Below are 16,715 nucleotides of genomic sequence, written 5' to 3'. Positions count from 1 at the left end.
GCGTCGCGAGATCGGCGAACGCCAGCGCGTCGGCCAGCTCCTCCGCGTCCAGCACGGTCGGCACGTCGGCGTACAGATCCAGAACTCCGGGGCTGATCGCCCCGATCTGCAGGGGGAGCGCGAAGACCGCGCGTGCCCCGGCGTCCAGCGCCGCATCCGCGAACACGGTCCAGCGATCCTGCAGCCCACCGGTCAGCAGATCGGGCGTCAGGATGGCAAAACCCTGGGTGAAGGCGTCCACGCAGGGCCCCTCGCCCAGGGTGAGCTGGAGCTCCTCCAGTTGCTCGCTGATGGTGTCGGTGCTGCACAGCGGATGGCTAGTCGAGGTCCGGGACATCGCTGATACTCCGGCTCCGCCGACCGGCAGCGCGGCCACCGCCGCGGTGCACACATCGACCACGCCGACGCGGGCGCCGCGCCGGGCCGCCTGCTCGGCGACCAGCGCCTGGATCCGGGCCGAGCGGCTGTCGGACCTCATCCGGGCCACCGGGTCCAGGCATCGTGCGCAAGGCCCTCCAGCCGCGCCGTGGTTCGTTCCCCCAGGGGGAATACCAGGGCACGGAACATGGTCGGGTCCGCTGGCCGACGTACCTCTCCCACGTCCAGCCATCCCCAGGAGCGGAGCGACGCGAGGGTCGGGTGATCGTCCTGATCCACCAAGGTGGCGCCGAGGGATGCCTGGTGGTCGCTCAGCAGCCGCTCCTGCAACCGGCGGGCCACGTCCTGGCCCTGTTCGTGTACTTGAACCAGGATGCTGGTGATCGCGAAGACGCCGCCGGAGGCGGTGAGTTGCTCGATGCTCTGCGGCAGTGCACCGTCGAACCCGAGCCACCAGAAGCCGTCGCTGCGTACCGGGAATCCGTAGGCGCATCCCACCAGGTGGTCCGTCTCCGCGATCACCATGGCGAACCCCGGCCTGCGGATGTCACCCGTGAGGCGGTTCAGAAAGTCCTGGCGGCCGGGAGCACGGTAGGCCTCTCGGGGAGATGTCTCGCGGGCGTCCACGTACAGATCCGCCAGCTTCCCGCTCAGGTCCTGCGCCAGCGAGCGGTTCACCCGACGCAACCGCACCGCGTCCATGATGGACGGCTCGCCTGCCTGGGGCTTGTGCGGCTGCCCCTGCCTGGGCTGGGCCTTCACCGCGCATCGCCCGAGAGGACAGGCACCAGCGGAACACTCCGGTGCGGCAGGGCCGGAGCGGCCGGGTCAGGGACGGCCCCGAGAGACGGTGACAGACGCCCGAGCGGAAGGCCGAGAAGCAGGAACCCGCAGCCGGTGAGCTCGAGGATCCGCCCCAGTGACTGTGGCGGGTTGTGCAGTCGTAGGATCCCGCCGGCGTCCGCGGTCCGCTGCGCGGCGTACAGGAAGGCATTGAGGCCGCTGCAGTCGCAGAAGGTCACGAGGGTGAGATCGACATCGACGATGCGGATGCCGTCGCTCAAGCACTGTGCCAGTGCCGCGCGCACCAGCGGCGCCGATTCCAGGCCGATATCACCGGCCAGGGTGACCAGTGCCCGGTGCCTTTGGTCATGACGGTAGATGGTGAGCTGTGGGATAGGCATGACGCCTCGGTTCAAAGACCATCCGGCAGCGAGATGGGGACACCGGGTTTCCCGGCCCCCTTGGCGCGCTGTCGGCAGGGGCATACGTTCGGCGGAGGCGGAACGACGGCCGGTCCGAGGGCCTGTGCAACAGGACAGTGGACCCACCCGGTTCCCTCCAGGGATGCGCCGGGTGACGGACGAAAGGTCCGCTCCCCGCAGCCATCTGTATCGCGAAACGACAAAGCCGCCGGGGTCTGGGACGCCTATACAGCAGCATAGCCCTGGCCCAGTTCGACAGACGGTCCGAAGCCGCCCCATCTCAGGATGTGGACGGCGCCAAAGCGTGGCGGCGCGCTCATGTCCGTTGCCCTGCACGGTACTTGGGCCCACAACGTGAAAGCCGCGGCGGCCCACAGCCGCTCAGGTAATGACAGATCGTCGACGGCGCGAGGGAGGTTGTCGACAATCGGGCATTCCGACTCTGTCGGCGATCTTTGATGCTGCTGGTGATCTTCAGGTGGTCAAGATCCGGCAGAGAGGCCGGAATTGGCTGGCTCGCCTCATCCGACCTGGTGGTGAACTGCTCGGTGGGATGCATCCACAGAGTCTGATGATGTTGGTTCCGGCGACGACGATGTGCTGGACGTGGATTTTCGCTGTCCTTCGGTAGCGAGAGTGGCGCAGACCGTGGGTGTGAACGGTTTCGGAGGCAGTGGCTTGGCAGCTGGCGCGGATCGCGTAGTGCTCCTGACACTTGGGGGTGTCCTGCTCGCGTCGGACTGGGGTCCGGATCTCGTGCAAGGGCTGAGGCAGGAGGATGATGTGGCGGCCTCGGCCGTCGGCGTTGCCGGTGCACTGCAGTCGGTCTTCGCAGACCCGTCAGGCAGGTTTGGAGAACAGGGCGGACAGTCGCTCGTGCCTCCTTCCGGCCGCGGTGAGTTTCTGGCTGCAGCGGGCCTCCGGGGCACAGGACGAGACGATCTCCATGCTCGGCCACGGGACCCAGGCGGTCTCCGGGGCCGGCCTACCGTTACTGCAGTGCGTGGACCGCGGCTGAGAACGCCGGGGGCATCCGGGACGCTGCGGGGACGATGAGGCGGGCGGTGCTGGGACGGCGGCTCGCGGCCAGCAGGGCTCCGGTCAGCAGTCGGTGGCGCCGGGTCAGCCGGGTCCAGGCGCGCTCGTACGCGTTCGGTCGCCCGGCGGCCAGGCAGCGGACGGCGGCCCCGGCCGTCGCCAGCGCGAGGGCGATGCCCTCGCCGGTGAGGGCGTCCAGGTAGCCCGCGGCGTCGCCGACGAGCAGGACCCGGCCGGCGGTTCTGCGCCGCACCCGCTGCCGCAGTGGTCCGGCGCCGCGTACCTCCGTCGCGGCCGGGCCGCGCAGCGACGCGGTGAGAGCCGGGAAGGCGGCCAGGTGCTCGTCGTATCCGCGACGGCTGCGGCTGAGGATCGCGACGCCCACCAGGTCGTCGCCGATCGGTGTCACGTACGCCTCGCCGTGCCGGGACCAGTGGACCTCCACGAAGTCCGTCCACGGTTCGACGCGGTAGTGCCGGCGCAGTCCGTAGCGGCCGTGGGGGCGGTTGGGCAGTTCCAGCCCCAGGCCGCGGCGCACCGGGGAGTGCAGGCCGTCGGCGGCGATCAGCCAACGGGCCGTGGTCCCGGCGGCGGTGACCGTGTCCGCGCTCTGGTGTACCTTGCCGACCTTGCCTGGCAGCATGCGCACGCCGAGGTCGAGCGCGCGCTGGTGCAGTGCGGAGTGCAGCGTTGTACGGCGGATTCCCAGCCCGCTGCGGTCGCGGAAGGGCGCTTCGGCGAAGGTGGTGCCGTCCACATAGCGGATGCCGCGCAGTTCGCGGCCACTGGCCTCGACGCCCAGTGCTCGCAGCGCGGCGACGCCGCCGGGCATGACGCCTTCTCCGCAGGCCTTGTCCACGGGCGAGGTGCGGGGTTCGACGACGACGGCCTCCAGACCGGCGAGCGCGGCGTGGATGGCGGCGGCCAGACCGGCCGGTCCGCCGCCGGCCACCAGTACGTCGATCACGCCGGAGCGGTCGTGGTCGAGGCAGTCGCGGCGGCGAGCGCCCGGTTCTCGCAGCGGATGCGCACGGTGAGCAGGGCGGCGTTGAGTACCGTGAACATGGTGGCGGTGACCCAGGCGGTGTGCACCAGGGGCAGCGCTACGCCCTCCGCGACGACGGCCACGTAATTCGGGTGCCGCAGCCACCGCCAGCGGTAGGGGCCGCCGGTCACCAGCGGCAGGCCGGGTACGACGATCACCCGGGTGTTCCAGCGGGGTCCCAGGGTGTGGATGCACCACCACCGCAGCGCCTGGGAGGCCGCCAGCACGGCCAGCATCGGCCAGGCCAGGGCGGGTACGAAGGGGCGGTCGGCCAGCCACACCTCGGCCGGGCAGGCGATCAGCAGGCCTGTGTGCAGGGCGACCATCGCCGGGTAGTGGCCCTGCCCGGTCACGGTCGCGCCGTGGGCGGTGCTCCACCGCTCGTTGCGGCGGGCGACGACGAGTTCGGCGACGCGCTCGGCGGCGACGGCGGCCACCAGCAGTCCGTACCAGATCATGTGTCCCTATGTCCTTTGTGTCCTTCGATGGTCCGAACTACCAGCGCAGCAGGACGAGTTCGCAGGCGAAGCCGGGTCCCATCGCCAGCAGTACACCGGGCGTGCCCGGCGGTGGGCGGCGTTCGGCCAGGGTGTCGCGCAGTACGTGGAGCACCGACGACGAGGACAGGTTGCCGACGTCGGCCAGGTGACGCCAGGTCACATCGAGTGCGTCGTCGGGCAGGTCGAGGGCCTCGGTGACGGCCTCCAGGACCTTGGGGCCGCCGGGGTGGCACACCCAGGCTGTCACGTCCTTCGGCTTGATCCCGTGGTCGCCGAGGAACCCCTCGACGTCATCGGCGAGGTGTTGGCGCACCACATCGGGGACCCGGGGGTCGAGGACGACCTTGAAGCCGGAGTCCTTGATGTCCCAGCCCATGACGCGCCCGGTGTCCGGATACAGGTGGCTGCGGGTGTCCACGATCGTCGGCCCGGCGCTCACACCCGGGCGGCCCGGGCGGTTCGCGCCGCAGGCGACGACCGCGGCGGCGCCGTCGCCGAACAGCCCGGTGGCGACCAGGTTGGCCATGGAGGCGTCGTTGCGCTGGAAGGTGAGCGAGCACAGTTCGACCGACAGCAGCACCGCCACGTGGTCGGGCCGGCCCAGCAGGTAGTCGTGCATACGGGCCAGGCCGGCGGCGCCGCCGGCACAGCCCAGGCCGAACAGGGGCAGTCGTTTGACGTCCGGCCGCAGTCCGAGTCGGCCGACCAACCGTGCGTCGATCGAGGGGGTAGCGATGCCGGTGACGGAGGTGAAGATCAGCAGGTCCACGTCGGCCGCGGTCAGGCCGGCCGTGTGCAGAGCGCCCCGGACGGCCTTGGCGCCCAGGTCGGTGGCGGCGGCGATGAAGACGTCGTTGGCGGCGCCGAATCCGTCCAGTTCCCCGTACCGTTCGAGCGGCAGCGTCATGTGCCGCGAGCGGACCTTCGCGCTGCGGTGCAGCCGGTCCAGGACCCGGCGGTCGGTGCTCTCCGGCAGGCAGGTGCGGGCCACCATGTCGGTGATCTCGGACTGGGTGCGACGGTGCGGTGCGAGGGCACCGTGAACGGCGGCGATCCGCGTCATATGGTTCCCGTCCGGTTCCCAACTCGGGTGAGTTGCTCCCCACGTGTTCCCCGGCCCGGGACTTCGACACCATGAATCGCCCGTCCGGCCGTTCCTCCCGGGTGTGTGTGCTCCAGCCGGGTGGGGCCCGGGCGCCTACGATCGGCCGGGTGGGCACTCCCGAGCAGTCGACGGCCGGCGGCCCGGCCGCGAGTTGGGCCGGCCGGGTGGGTGGCCTGGCCGGATCGTGCCACCCCGGGCCTGTCGTGGCGGTCACCGCCCTGATGGCCGCTCTGGCCGTCACCGCCGGCCAGAGCGCCGCGCGTTGCGTCCTGACCGCCGCCGCCGTGCTGACCGGGCAACTGTCCGTCGGCTGGTGCAACGACGCGTTCGACGCACGCCGGGACATCGCGGCCGGCCGCCGTGGCAAACTCGTCGTCGACGGCACGGTCGGTGTGACGGAGGTGTGGGTGGCCGCGTATGCCGCGCTGGCGCTGTGCGTGCCGCTCTCGCTCGCCTGTGGCCTGTGGGCGGGCGCCGTTCACCTGGCCGGGGTGGCGGCAGCGTGGGCGTACGACCTGCGGCTCAAGGCGACAGCATGGTCCTGGGCACCCTATGCGGTGGGCTTCGCCGCGCTCCCGGCATTCGTGGCGCTGGGGCTGCCGGGGCACCCCTGGCCGGCCTGGTGGGTCGTCACCGCCGGGGCGCTGCTGGGGGTCGGCGCCCATCTGGGTGACGTACTGCCGGACATCCGCGGGGATCTGGCGACGGGCGTACGGGGATGGCCGCACCGGCTGGGCCCGGACGGCGCGCGGCTGCTGCTGCCCGTGCCGCTGGTGGCCGCGTCCGGGGTTCTGGTGCTGGGTCCTGCCGGGCCACCCGGCAGGTGGGGATTGGCAGTGCTCGCGGTGACCGCACTGATCGCGGTGGCGGGGACGGTGCTGGGACGCCGTTGGGAGCGGGCGGCGTTCGCGGCAGCGGTCGCCGTGGCGGTGGTGGACGTGGCGCTACTGCTGCTGCGCGGTACCGGAATCGCCTGACCGTGCCGCCTCACACCGTACGAAACCCGCAGGCGGAAGCGGGAGTTCCCCGATCCCTGCCGATGAAGTAGCTGCCTTGGACCACTTTGCCTGTCCACGTGCCGGTGACTACCGAGCGACGATGCCACCGGCCCGGCGGCTCGGTGACCCGCGCCGCAGCCTGCGGGCCGGGATCGCATGGTGGCGTCGAGTGTGGGAGGGGCTCGGCCGGGAGCGGGAGGATTCCCACAGCGCCGCACCCGTTCGCGTTGGTCCTGCCCACAGGGTCCGAACAGGTGGTGCGCGGCACTTGGTACGGAGCCGTCCTTGCGCTGGGACGGCGGATTGCGATGCGTTGGGGTTCGGTCGCGGGTGGTCAGACGATCAGGCCGTTGAGGGGTTCGGTGCCGTCGATGAAGGTGCGGGCGAGGTCGGACAGGCGGCGGTTGTGGGCGCGGGCGTAGCCGCGTAGTGCAGAGAAGGCCTGTTCCATGTCGATGCCCTGGTGTTCGGCGAGTTTGCCCTTGGCTTGTTCGATCAGTACGCGGCTGCTCAGTGCGGTCTGCGGCTGTTCGTTGAGGACCGTGTCGCGGTGGGCGGTGCGTTGTTGGAGGAGGCTGATGGTGGCGACGTCGGCGAGGGCCTGGGTGACAAGTGTGCCGACCGGCTCGAAAGGGCCGGCGTCGGTGCGGAAGAGGTTCAGGGTGCCGACGGTCTCCTCCCTCAGGCGCATCGGCATGGCCTGGACCGCCGCGAACCCACTGCGGTGGGCTTGTGCTGCGAAGAGCGGCCAGCGGTGCGTCTGCGTGGTCACGTCGGGGGCGGAGACCGGTGTGCCGGTGCGGAAGCACTCCAGGCAGGATCCTTCGTCGTTCTCCCGGCCGCACTCACACCGAGCATGCCCACGCAGCGGTCGGTCGGCAGGCACAGAAAGTCCATCAGGTCGAGGTCGGCAACGAGGTTGTCGGCCAGTTGGACGAATGTCTTGGAAAGGAGCTGCTGATCCATCGCGCGCACCTTTTGCATAGGGACTGGTTTCCGCCGGGGAAGGGCGGGACATGCCGTCAGGCGTCATCGTTGTTCTGATCCGGGTTCGTGTCCGCAGGGAAGCGGAGGCGGCGGGTGATCACGTCACCGTCGGCAGCCGGTTACCGTCGCGGCACACACATTCAGCGGGCCGACCCTGACGCCCGCTGGTTCGCTCGCTCGGTCACCGGCCCCTGGACCCGGGGCGACCGGTCACCAGTCGTCACAGGGCACACCTGCCGCCCTACTGCTCATCTGGTGATCCTCATGTGCGTGCCTCACCCCTGGTCCGCCTGCGGTCACCGGATCCGTGCCTGCTGAGCGACGTGACCCGGTTTCACCGTCGTCGGTTCTCCGCGGGGAAGGACCAGTGCCCGCAGCACTGTAGGGCCCGGTGGCCTGTAGACCAGGCCGATGTCGCGCCATCCCCGCGACCGGAACCCGGCACAGGCTGCCCGGTGGGTCCGGTCCACCAGGGTCGCGCCGAGCAGGGCCCGATGGTCGGCGAGCAGCCGCTCCTGCAGACGGTCGGCCAGGCCGTGGTGCCGCTCGGAGGGGCGGACCACAATCCCGCTGATGGCGAAGGTGTGTCCGGACGCGGTGAGTTGGTCGACGTCTTGCGGGAGTGTGCCCCGGAATCCGTTCCACCAGGAGCCGTCACGCGGCACGGGGAATCCGAATGCGCACCCCACCAGGTCGGGTGCTTCAGCGGTCAGCATGGCGAACCCCGGTCGCCAGATGTCACGTGTGAGACGGTGCAGGAAGTCCTTCCGGCCGCGGTACTCCCGGCCGGGCGCTGTGGCGCAGGACTCCTCATACAGGGCCGCCACGTTCTCCCGAAGGCTCTCGGCCTGCCAGCGGTTGAGGCGGCGCAGGCTCAGGGGCGTCGTGCGCGTGGCGGGCGGCTGGTGGCCTGCGCTTGTGTGTGATCGGATCGGCCCGGGCGGGGCCGTCACAGCGCACCGCTCGGGAGAGTCGGCATGGCCGGAGCGAACCGGTGCGCGGCCGGGTGCAGGGGAGGGAGCTGTGGGGGCGGCCGGCTTCCGGCGAGGGCGTCCGGGAGGGTGAGGAAGAGGGAGCGGGAGCCGGTGAGGGCGACGAGGCGTTCCAGCGCCGGGCTGGGGTGGTGCAGTCGCAGGGATCCTCCGGCCGCGGCGGTGTGCAACAAGGCGTAGCGGAAGGCGTTGAGGCCGCTGCGGTCGCAGAAGGTCACGGCGGTCATGTCGACGTCGATGGCGCGGATGCCATCGTGCAGGCACTGCCGCAGTGATGCGTCCACCAGGGGCGCCGAATTCAGGTCGATCTCACCGGTCAGGGTGATCAGTGTCCGGTTGTCGGTGTCGTGCCGGTGGACGTTCAGGATGGGTGGGATGCGCATGGGCAGGGTGCCTCGGTTCACGGGACCGTGCCGGACTCCGGGCACGGTCGTACTGTGGTGCGGGCAGGTGAAGGGCCGGTCCAGCAGCCGGTGTTCCGAGGCGTAGGACCCAGCCGGTCCCCTCGGGGATGCGCAGGTCGACGGGACGAATGATCCGCTCTCCGCAGGCATGTGCGCCAAGCAGCGGTGGCCCGCCGGGGTCTGGGACGTCCGTACGCAGCATAGCCCTGGGGCCGGTCCCGCGGTTGGCCTGGGAGAGGGGCACCAGGATGTTTACACGGCGTTGATCGGGCGGCTCCGGCCTCGGTCGGTTGCGGGGGCGCACCCCAGCCGCCGTGCCGCCCGTAGCGTGACTGTGAGTGCGGAGAAAGGTGTTCCCGTATGGCCGTTGAGCGCGTCCATCCCGAGATGATCCGTGATGAGGATCCCCGGCAGTCCCTCCACGGGTGGCAGGGCCACGCGCATGTGTGGGTGTGGCGGACGAAGCCGGATCAGGTGACTGCGGTGATCAGTGGTCCTGGCGCCGAGTTCGATCTGGAGACGGCGATTCCGATGCTCCGCGCCGAGTACCCGGACGACACGGTCGACTTCTTCTTCCACCGTCCGATGGACTGGATCGACGCGGGGTACTACGCGGAGCTGACGCCGGGTGACGACGGGACATTGAGCCTTTGCGGCGTTGCCGTTCCAGGGTGAGGACGGCTTTGGCGATTGACGGCATTCGATTCTGGCTGCACGGGACCTGTGGGAGATCCGCCACGGCTTGAGCTGTGCGACGCCGTGCTCGGCCGGTGTCCGGGCTGTGGACAGCGCGCGGTTGACGGTTTGCTGTGTTGGTGTGAGGTCGCGGCCGGGTGGGCGCCTGAGGGGTGTCGTCGCTCAGGGGCCGGCTCCCATGTAGGCGTGGTCGGCGAGCACGGGGATGCCTTGCCGTTCGCAGATCCGGGTGATCCAGTGGGTGCGGGCCGCGGTCAGGTCGTGGGCGCGGCCGGGCAGGGCGGCGAGAGCCACAGCAGTCGCCCCGCCGGGTCGGTCACCACCTGCACGTTCACTCCGTGCCGGCGGTGCTTGTGGGAGTGGTCGGCCCGCCCGTCGCCGACCCGGTCGCACTCCGCCAGGGTGCCGTCGATCAGGACGTACTCGGCGTCGGCTTACTGCTTCATTTCGGCAGGATCGGCCCTCCGTTCCCTACCGGACGCCGGCAAGACTGACGGTGAGTCCGTCACGGCGGTGACCATCGTCGAGCGCTCCGAGGACTTCTTGCGTCGCTGGCGCGCTGTTGCCCGCTACCGCGTGGACGTGACCGGATTGTCCTTCGCTGGGCTCCTGTGAGTGCAGTTGTCGCGGGTGGCGGGTGGCGGGTGGGGCCGCGAAAATTCGTGGGCTTAATGTGTTGAAGTTGTGGGTACTGCGTGGTCAAGTTGTGTTGAGGTCATGTGCACGACACTTGGTGAGTCGGAGCATGTCGGACGTCGCGCTCGGGGGACGCGCGAAAGGCTTGCCGACACGTCGTGACCTGTCGGACGTACTTTCCAGTTGGACGGACCGGACGAACTATGAGCACGAGCGACTTACCCGACCCCGCGCCGCGCTCGGCGCCGGCGCCACCCGCCGCTGAGACCCCGGTGGTCGGGGATGCCGTGGGCGCGATGCGTAACGCGCGCGCCCAACTTGCCGAACTTCTGGGCCGTACACCGGAGTCGGTCTCGGCGATCAGCCGCGACGGGACGGGCTGGCAGGTCGACGTCGAGGTTGTGGAGCTGGAGCGCATCCCCGATTCCACCAGCGTCCTTGCCGTCTACCGAGTGACGCTGGACGCCGACGGTCTTCTTCTCGGCTACGCCCGCAGCCGCCGCTACACCCGAGGCCAGGTCGACCGGCAGTGAGGGCGCGCGAGGCGGCCCGCGCAGCGACCGCGATGCCGGTCCATCGCCTCCCTCTGCGTGACGTAGCCCCCTATGCACGACTGCCCCGCCTGCTGCCGCAGCGTCCTTGTCTGCGACGCCCTCGCCCCCTGACCCATGTGCGCCGGTCCGGGATCTCAGTCCAGTCGCCGTACGCCGACCGCACGGCAGCCCACCGCCGACGCCCGCCCCGCACACCCTCGCCCCACCTCTGAGAGGGAACCTCACCGATGACCGTACTCGCCCAGACCGCCGCACCCCGCGCCCAGAAGACCGACGGAGGCCTCTACGACATCCTCGACCTGATCCTTGACCGCGGACTCGTGATTGATGTCTTCATCCGAGTGTCGGTGATCGGCATCGAGATCCTGCGGGTCGACATCCGCATTGTCATCGCCAGCGTCGATACCTACCTGCGCTTCGCAGCGGCGACCAATCGCCTCGACTTGGAGAACCGCGGTACTCCCGTGGCGCCTTCGGCGCCCGTGATGTTCGTGCCGGACCTGCCCACTGCCGTGGCATCCGGAGGCCAGGCGGCTGTTTCGCCGAGCGTCGCGGCAGCTCCCGCTCCCGGCAGCGTCGTCATGCAGGGGCAGCCCGTCACCGCCTGGCCGGCCGGTACCGGTGCTGTGGTCCCAGTCGTCGGGAACCTGGGACAGACGGTGGGGCAGACACTCGGGACGGTCGGACAGACGGTCGGTGGCGTCGTCGGCGCCGTCACCCCGACTGTCGGGGGACTGGTCCACAGCGTGGCGCCGACTGTCGGGGGAGTGGTCGGCACGGTGGGCCAGACGGCCGGCACCGTGGTGGGGGCCGTCGCCCCGGCAGCAGCGACCGGAGTGAGCGCTGTCGCCCCGGCGGCCGGTACCGCGGTCCCGGTGACGGATCCCGCGGTACACAGCGCCGACAAGACCGGTGCCGTGGAGCAGGCGACGGAAGTGGTCGACGCCTCGGGGTCGACCGCAGCCGACCAGGAGCAAGCTCCCACCGCCGCACGCGACAAGACCCGGGGTAGCAAGGGACAGCAGGGCAGGGAGGCCTGACGGATGCCGCTCTACCTCTATGCGGTCACGGACGCGGACCATCCGCTGCCCGTCGATGGTGCCACCGGAATCGGGGCCTCGCCCGCGCCCTTGAGGGCTGTGCGCGCTACCCGGGTGGCCGCCGTCGTCAGCGAGGCGCCGACGCAACTACGCGCCAAGCGAAGAGATCTGATTGCCCATCAGAAAGTGCTGTTGATGCTCGGTGCCGCGGGTGCCGTGTTACCCCTGCGCTTCGGCACACTTGCCCCCGACGATGGCGCGGTGCGCCGCGCGCTGGCGGACCAGGAGTCGTTGTTCACCGATCGGCTCCGAGAGGTCGAGGACCGCGTCGAGTTCAATGTCAAGGCCCTGCAGGACGAGGAAACCGCCCTACGCGATGTCCTGAGGGACAGTGCCGAAGCCCGACGCCTGAGCGCCCTCACACGGGACGGCGCGGGCGCGCACGACGACCAGGTGGCCCTCGGCACGGTCGTCGCCGCCGGGGTCGAGGCGCTACAGGCGCAGCACGCCCAGGACATCACCCGCCGACTGGAGCCGCTGGCTCACCGCATCGCCGCGGGTGATCCGACGGGCGAGGTCTTTTTGAACCTGAGCCTGCTGATCGAACGCGGGCAGGCCCACGCGTTCGCCGCGTCCGTGGGCCAGGTTGCCGAGAGCCTCGGTCACGGGCTGGAACTCCGGGTGACCGGACCTCTTCCGCCCTACAGCTTTGTCTGACCGCGTGACCGCGTGACCGCATCTCGCCCCACCACCACCTCCCGACTGGAAGGAGAGCGCCGTATGGGTCTGCTGAGTAGTCTGATCGGTCTGCCACTGGCTCCGCTGCGCGGGGTCGGCTGGGTGCTGGAACAGGTGGTGCAGGAAGCGGAGCGGCAGTATGCCGACCCGGCCCCCATTCACCGTGAGCTGGCCGAACTGGAGACTGATCTGCTAGCCGGCCGTATCACCGAGGAGGAGTTCGGCCTTCGGGAGGACGAACTCCTGGATCGTCTGGAACAGATCACGACCGGCAGTGGCGAGGATTTGGCCTCCGGCGGTGATGAAGCTCCCGCCTCATCCCGCACCCACGACGTCCCTCCCTTCGGTGAACTGTGCCCCGACGGTCCGGCACTACAGGAAGGCCCTCAGTGACCGACGCCCTCGCGCGACGGTCAGGTGCCCTGTCGCCCCAACCGGGCAGCGCAGGCAATCTGGCCGACATTCTGGAACGCGTCCTCGACAAAGGGGTCGTGATCGCAGGAGACATCAAAATCAACCTGCTCGACATCGAACTCCTCACCATCAAGCTGCGGTTGCTCGTCGTCTCTGTCGACACCGCGCGGGAGATGGGCATCGACTGGTGGGAGCACGACCCGACGCTGTCCTCTCGCGCCGTACGTCCCGCCCCGTCATCCGACCCCGCCCGCACGGCGGAACTCGCCGCCGAGAACGCACGCCTTCGCGCCGAACTCCAGTCGCTCAACGCCCGGTTGAAGGAACCCGATGATCTCTGAGCCCGACACCCCGCCCCCGGCAGACCTCACCGACGCGGTCTACGCGTACGCAGTACTGCTGCGGAACGAGGCTGCCGAGCGGGCTGCCCGAGAACTGCGCGGCGTCGACGGGTTGCCGGTACGGATCCTGCGCGGTGCCGACACGGCCGCAGTCGTCAGCGACGTACCCGCCGACGCCTTCACCGAAGAGGCCATCGCACAGCGGCTCGACGACATCACCGACCTGGAACGCCTGGCCCGCGACCATCACCAGGTGATCGCCGCACTGGCCTCCCAAACGGCAGTACTACCCCTCCGGTTGGCCAGGGTGTACCTCGACGACGACAGCCTGCTGCGACGTCTGCACGTCGACGCCGGCTACTTCCGCACCACCTTGAACCAGCTGGAGGGCCACGACGAATGGGGCGTCAAGATCTACGCCCACCCGCCGACCACTACCCCGCCCCCGGGGGATCGGCCACGCTCCGGGCGTGACTACCTGCGCGCGCGCCGCACAAGCCGAGACGGCCACGACCTGGCCCACCAGGCCGCCGCTGACCTCGGCGCACGAGTGGACCGTACGCTCGCGGAAGCGAACCTGGCCACCGACGTACGGCACCATCGTCCCCAGCCGGCTGCCCTGTCCGCGAAACCGGGGGAGAACGTCGTCAACGCGGCCTACCTTGTCCCGCGAAAGCACACGCGGAGCTTCCAGGACCGCGTGGAGGTGCTCGCCACCGGGACTGTCGGCCTCCGACTCGAGATCACCGGACCCTGGGCCCCGTACTCATTCGCCTCGCCCCCGCCGGAACAGGCCGAAAGGGCGGACCCCGCGATCCCGCAGACGACGCCGTGACGGCCGGTGGCCTGCCCCACGCAGAGGTCGCTCTGGTCGATCTCCTCGACCGGCTCCTGGCCGGCGGTGTCGTCATCACGGGAGACCTCAGCCTCTGCATCGCCGACGTGGAACTGGTCCGCATCTCCCTGCGCGCCCTGCTCACCTCGGTCGAGGCAGCCACGGAAGGAATCCTGACGTGACGTCACACGGCGAGCCCGGACCCAGCCGGCTCCCCGGCTCGCGTACATCGCCCCCGCCTCTCGACACGGAACGCGCACTCCCCCTCGGCGCTCAGGCGACGCCGGCACCGGACTCCGGACAGTCCCCGGCCCGACGCCTCGACCTGGACAAGGACACGGTCGAACGCGACCTCGTCCGACTGGTACTCACCGTTGTGGAGTTGCTGCGCCAGCTCATGGAACGGCAGGCCATCCGCCGAGTCGAAAGGAACAACCTGACCGAGGAACAGGAAGAACGCATCGGCATGACGCTCATGATCCTCGACGACCGCATGACCGAACTACGCGAGCGCTACGACCTGAGCCCCGAAGACCTGAACCTCGACCTCGGCCCACTCGGTCCCCTCCTGCCGCGGCAAGAGGGGCGCTACTGAGGTTCTCGGCCCAAGGGTGACAGAGCGCCTTTTCAGCGCGGCCACTGAAGAAGGGAGGCCGTCCCAGCCGGCGCCGCCGCATCCCGGCGCCTCCCGGTTTGCCTGAGGCGGCCTTGACACCGCGTTCACAGCGGGAAGAGGCGTCACGCCGACCTCGCGCGCGACCACCGACCTGGTGCACGAAGGAAACGTGCACCAGGATCAGCCGTCATTCGTCAGAGGGGTGTCACCGCCACGAACGAACTGTCCTGCCGGGAAAGTTCGTTGCGCTCGGCCACCGCCAGGGCCTGAGTAGCACCCTTGCTGACCTGGGCCGGAGGGTTGACGGCTATGGAATACCTCCCTCCAGTTCCCTCGATTTCCCGCGAGTTCCCGGCCAAGTGTGCAATGGATGTGCAACGGGCGCTGCGGGGGCGGGGGCAGGATGAGGCGGCCGGAGGATGCCGACGGGCCTCGTCTTGCCCGTCGGCGTGGGCTTGATCCCGACGCTTGGGTGCGGCCCCTGTGTGCCCTCGTGGTTGCAGGGGCCGCGGCCTACGCGTCGTATGTGCATCAGCGGGACTTCGCGCGGCAAGGCGGAGCCGATGCGGTCACTTCCGCGTTGTGGCCGCTGTCTGTGGATGGGCTGCTGTTGCTCGCCACGGCCGGTCTGCTGAAGCCGGCCGAGGGGCGTGGTCGGCGGGCGCGGTATGTCGTGTGGCTGGCCTTTCTACTGGGGATTGCGGTCTCCTTGGCGGCGAATATCGCGGCAGCGGCCACGCTGACGTGGAAACCGGTTCTTGTGGCCGGCTGGCCACCGGTCGCGCTCTTGCTGTCCGTCGAGCTGTTGGTGCTGCGGCCGACAAAGCACGGGGCGACGACCTTGCGCATGAGGAGGACGCTGCCGCTGTGACGGAGGGCGACAGTGAGCCGTTGCTGGAACGCGCTCGACAACTGGACGCTCGGCATCGAGAAACACACCAGCGGCCGGTATCCGCAGAAACACTGCGGAAGGAACTGCACGTCGGTGCTCAGCGGTCGAGGCGGTTGGTCGCTCAGGTGCGTCAAGCCCAAGAAGGCCGCTTCGCTGCTCGTACGTTCGGCGGCAAGAAATCGAGCGCCGACACGGGCAGGGCGGGCGCTTCAGCGGATCAACTGTCTCCGTAGACCGCATGTGTCCTGCTCACAGCCGGGCGCAGCACCGCGGCCGCGCCCCGGTATGCCGAGATGTGGCTGCCCGGAGCCGACGGCGCTACCGCCCGGTGTGCACCGACGGCGCGCAAGAGATCGAACCTGCAGCCGCTGGCGAGCGTGGGTCGTTGACGGGATTGAGGGCGAGCTGTAAGGGACTTGGCAACCGTCCTTCTCGGTGAGGCCCGCCCGCCCCGAATGAGATCTCCCGGCAGGCCGTAAGCGCAGACTTGACCGATCATCAGGAGTGCTGCCGTGCGACCCACAGAGCCATCGTCTGCGCCCGGCAGCCTTGGTTGGAACCGTGAGACAGCGATGCTGGCGCTCCTGTCCTTCGCCATGCTGATCGTTTCGCTCGACCAGTACATCGTGGTCGTGGCACTCCCCGACATCGCACGCGACCTCGGCTATTCCGCGAAGACCCTCCAGTCGGTCATCAGCGCCTACGCAGTTGCCTCGGCCGGCTTCCTGCTGTTCGGCGGGCGTGCCGCCGACCTGCTCGGACGACGCCGCATCCTGGCCACCGGCCTCGCACTCTATGCCGCGACAGCGCTCGCGGGAGCACTCGCGACCGGCCCCGGAATGCTCCTCGCCGCCCGCGCATTCCAAGGTCTCGGCGGAGCCCTCGTCTTCCCCACCACCCTGGCACTCATCAACACCACCTTCGTCGAAGGCCGCGCCCGCAACCGTGCACTGGGAATCTGGGGAGGGGCAGGCGCGGCAGGACTCGTCATCGGTGTGCTGCTCGGCGGTCTTCTGACACAGATGTTCGGCTGGGAAGCAGTCTTCCTCGTCAACGTCGCCCTGGCCGGCCCTGCGCTGCTGCTTGCCTTCGTAGTGATCCCCCGGGACGGCGCACGCGAGAAAGGCCGCACGTTCGACCTACCCGGTGCGCTCAGCGTCACTCTCGGTATCACATTCATCGTGTTCGCCCTCGTGCAAGGCCCCGGATTGGGCTGGCTTTCGCCGGGCATCCTGGTCAGCGCAGTAGCGGGCCTACTGCTGATGGGAGCTTTCGTCATCATCGAGCGGCGCAGCTACGAC

At 69.7% G+C, this 16,715-nt stretch carries 19 protein-coding genes and 4 pseudogenes; 12 read left to right on the top strand and 11 right to left on the bottom strand.

Annotated features, from left to right (window positions below; translation table 11 throughout):
- From GAS53_RS19090 to GAS53_RS19060, 7 genes and pseudogenes are all read right to left on the bottom strand, one after another.
- Positions 1–478 (bottom strand): annotated as a pseudogene (locus GAS53_RS19090) (ANTAR domain-containing protein); the annotation flags it as partial.
- Complete coding sequence (locus tag GAS53_RS19085) at positions 475–1,140, bottom strand: hypothetical protein (protein WP_225858985.1); 666 nt, start codon at positions 1,138–1,140, stop codon at positions 475–477. The pseudogene GAS53_RS19090 and the gene GAS53_RS19085, both read right to left, overlap by 4 nt.
- Positions 1,137–1,562, bottom strand: coding sequence for an STAS domain-containing protein (locus GAS53_RS19080; RefSeq protein WP_151478828.1), 426 nt, complete (start codon positions 1,560–1,562; stop codon positions 1,137–1,139). The genes GAS53_RS19085 and GAS53_RS19080 overlap by 4 nt, the downstream gene beginning before the upstream one ends.
- 495 nt (positions 1,563–2,057) lie before the next feature.
- Positions 2,058–2,408: pseudogene (locus GAS53_RS58375) on the bottom strand (transposase); the annotation flags it as partial.
- Positions 2,409–2,574: 166 nt separating this feature from the next.
- The gene (locus GAS53_RS19070) at positions 2,575–3,588 is read right to left on the bottom strand and encodes an NAD(P)/FAD-dependent oxidoreductase (RefSeq protein WP_151478827.1); all 1,014 of its coding nucleotides are present in this window, start codon (positions 3,586–3,588) and stop codon (positions 2,575–2,577) included.
- Complete coding sequence (locus GAS53_RS19065; protein ID WP_151478826.1) at positions 3,585–4,124, bottom strand: isoprenylcysteine carboxyl methyltransferase family protein; 540 nt, start codon at positions 4,122–4,124, stop codon at positions 3,585–3,587. The genes GAS53_RS19070 and GAS53_RS19065 overlap by 4 nt, the downstream gene beginning before the upstream one ends.
- Before the next feature lie 37 nt (positions 4,125–4,161).
- On the bottom strand, positions 4,162–5,229 hold the full coding sequence (locus tag GAS53_RS19060) for a type III polyketide synthase (RefSeq protein ID WP_151478825.1): 1,068 nt from the start codon (positions 5,227–5,229) through the stop codon (positions 4,162–4,164).
- Between the two features lie 149 nt (positions 5,230–5,378).
- Here GAS53_RS19060 and GAS53_RS19055 point away from each other — a divergent pair, with 149 nt between their 5' ends.
- Entirely contained in the window at positions 5,379–6,248 is an 870-nt protein-coding gene (locus GAS53_RS19055) for a UbiA family prenyltransferase (protein WP_151478824.1), read from the top strand.
- A 355-nt stretch (positions 6,249–6,603) separates the two neighbouring features.
- Here the strand turns inward: GAS53_RS19055 and GAS53_RS19050 are convergent, their stop codons facing one another.
- The 3 genes from GAS53_RS19050 to GAS53_RS19040 form a co-directional block, all read right to left on the bottom strand.
- Positions 6,604–7,287, bottom strand: coding sequence for a GAF and ANTAR domain-containing protein (locus GAS53_RS19050; RefSeq protein ID WP_404829253.1), 684 nt, complete (start codon positions 7,285–7,287; stop codon positions 6,604–6,606).
- A 265-nt stretch (positions 7,288–7,552) separates the two neighbouring features.
- Positions 7,553–8,083, bottom strand: a complete 531-nt coding sequence (locus GAS53_RS19045) for a GNAT family N-acetyltransferase (RefSeq protein ID WP_225858984.1) — start codon at positions 8,081–8,083, stop codon at positions 7,553–7,555.
- 122 nt (positions 8,084–8,205) lie between these two features.
- Entirely contained in the window at positions 8,206–8,631 is a 426-nt protein-coding gene (locus GAS53_RS19040) for an STAS domain-containing protein (RefSeq protein ID WP_151478823.1), read from the bottom strand.
- A 381-nt stretch (positions 8,632–9,012) separates the two neighbouring features.
- Between GAS53_RS19040 and GAS53_RS19035 the strand changes: the two genes are divergently transcribed.
- Positions 9,013–9,327, top strand: a complete 315-nt coding sequence (locus GAS53_RS19035; RefSeq protein WP_151478822.1) for a hypothetical protein — start codon at positions 9,013–9,015, stop codon at positions 9,325–9,327.
- Here GAS53_RS19035 and GAS53_RS19030 read toward each other — a convergent pair.
- A pseudogene (locus GAS53_RS19030) lies at positions 9,308–9,767 on the bottom strand (transposase family protein); the annotation flags it as partial. The gene GAS53_RS19035 and the pseudogene GAS53_RS19030 overlap by 20 nt on opposite strands.
- A 420-nt stretch (positions 9,768–10,187) precedes the next feature.
- On the opposite strand from GAS53_RS19030, the gene GAS53_RS19025 reads away from it, so the two are divergent.
- From GAS53_RS19025 to GAS53_RS18980, 10 genes and pseudogenes are all read left to right on the top strand, one after another.
- On the top strand, positions 10,188–10,517 hold the full coding sequence (locus GAS53_RS19025) for a gas vesicle protein GvpO (RefSeq protein WP_192583173.1): 330 nt from the start codon (positions 10,188–10,190) through the stop codon (positions 10,515–10,517).
- Positions 10,518–10,765: 248 nt separating this feature from the next.
- Positions 10,766–10,990: pseudogene (gene gvpJ / locus GAS53_RS19020) on the top strand (gas vesicle protein GvpJ); the annotation flags it as partial.
- A 591-nt stretch (positions 10,991–11,581) separates the two neighbouring features.
- Positions 11,582–12,295, top strand: a complete 714-nt coding sequence (locus tag GAS53_RS19015; protein ID WP_151478820.1) for a GvpL/GvpF family gas vesicle protein — start codon at positions 11,582–11,584, stop codon at positions 12,293–12,295.
- A 63-nt stretch (positions 12,296–12,358) separates the two neighbouring features.
- A complete protein-coding gene (locus tag GAS53_RS19010; RefSeq protein ID WP_151478819.1) occupies positions 12,359–12,709 on the top strand; it encodes a gas vesicle protein GvpG in 351 nt (116 codons plus the stop codon).
- On the top strand, positions 12,706–13,071 hold the full coding sequence (locus tag GAS53_RS19005) for a gas vesicle protein (protein ID WP_151478818.1): 366 nt from the start codon (positions 12,706–12,708) through the stop codon (positions 13,069–13,071). Before GAS53_RS19010 ends, GAS53_RS19005 begins: the two co-directional genes overlap by 4 nt.
- Positions 13,061–13,906: a GvpL/GvpF family gas vesicle protein gene (locus GAS53_RS19000; protein ID WP_151478817.1), complete on the top strand. Its 846-nt coding sequence runs from the start codon at positions 13,061–13,063 to the stop codon at positions 13,904–13,906. The genes GAS53_RS19005 and GAS53_RS19000 overlap by 11 nt, the downstream gene beginning before the upstream one ends.
- Complete coding sequence (locus GAS53_RS18995) at positions 13,903–14,088, top strand: gas vesicle protein (RefSeq protein ID WP_151478816.1); 186 nt, start codon at positions 13,903–13,905, stop codon at positions 14,086–14,088. The genes GAS53_RS19000 and GAS53_RS18995 overlap by 4 nt, the downstream gene beginning before the upstream one ends.
- A gap of 143 nt (positions 14,089–14,231) precedes the next feature.
- Positions 14,232–14,501: a gas vesicle protein K gene (locus GAS53_RS58370; RefSeq protein WP_151478841.1), complete on the top strand. Its 270-nt coding sequence runs from the start codon at positions 14,232–14,234 to the stop codon at positions 14,499–14,501.
- A 547-nt stretch (positions 14,502–15,048) separates the two neighbouring features.
- A complete protein-coding gene (locus GAS53_RS56365; protein ID WP_263974151.1) occupies positions 15,049–15,393 on the top strand; it encodes a DUF2637 domain-containing protein in 345 nt (114 codons plus the stop codon).
- A gap of 593 nt (positions 15,394–15,986) precedes the next feature.
- The coding region (locus GAS53_RS18980) for an MFS transporter (RefSeq protein WP_151478840.1) at positions 15,987–16,715 on the top strand (729 nt) is incomplete at its 3' end.

It is taken from the genome of Streptomyces albicerus, assembly GCF_008905045.1.
Lineage (GTDB): Bacteria > Actinomycetota > Actinomycetes > Streptomycetales > Streptomycetaceae > Streptomyces > Streptomyces albicerus.
Note: the sequence above shows the minus strand (reverse complement) of the source record. Positions and strands in the feature narration are given on the sequence as shown.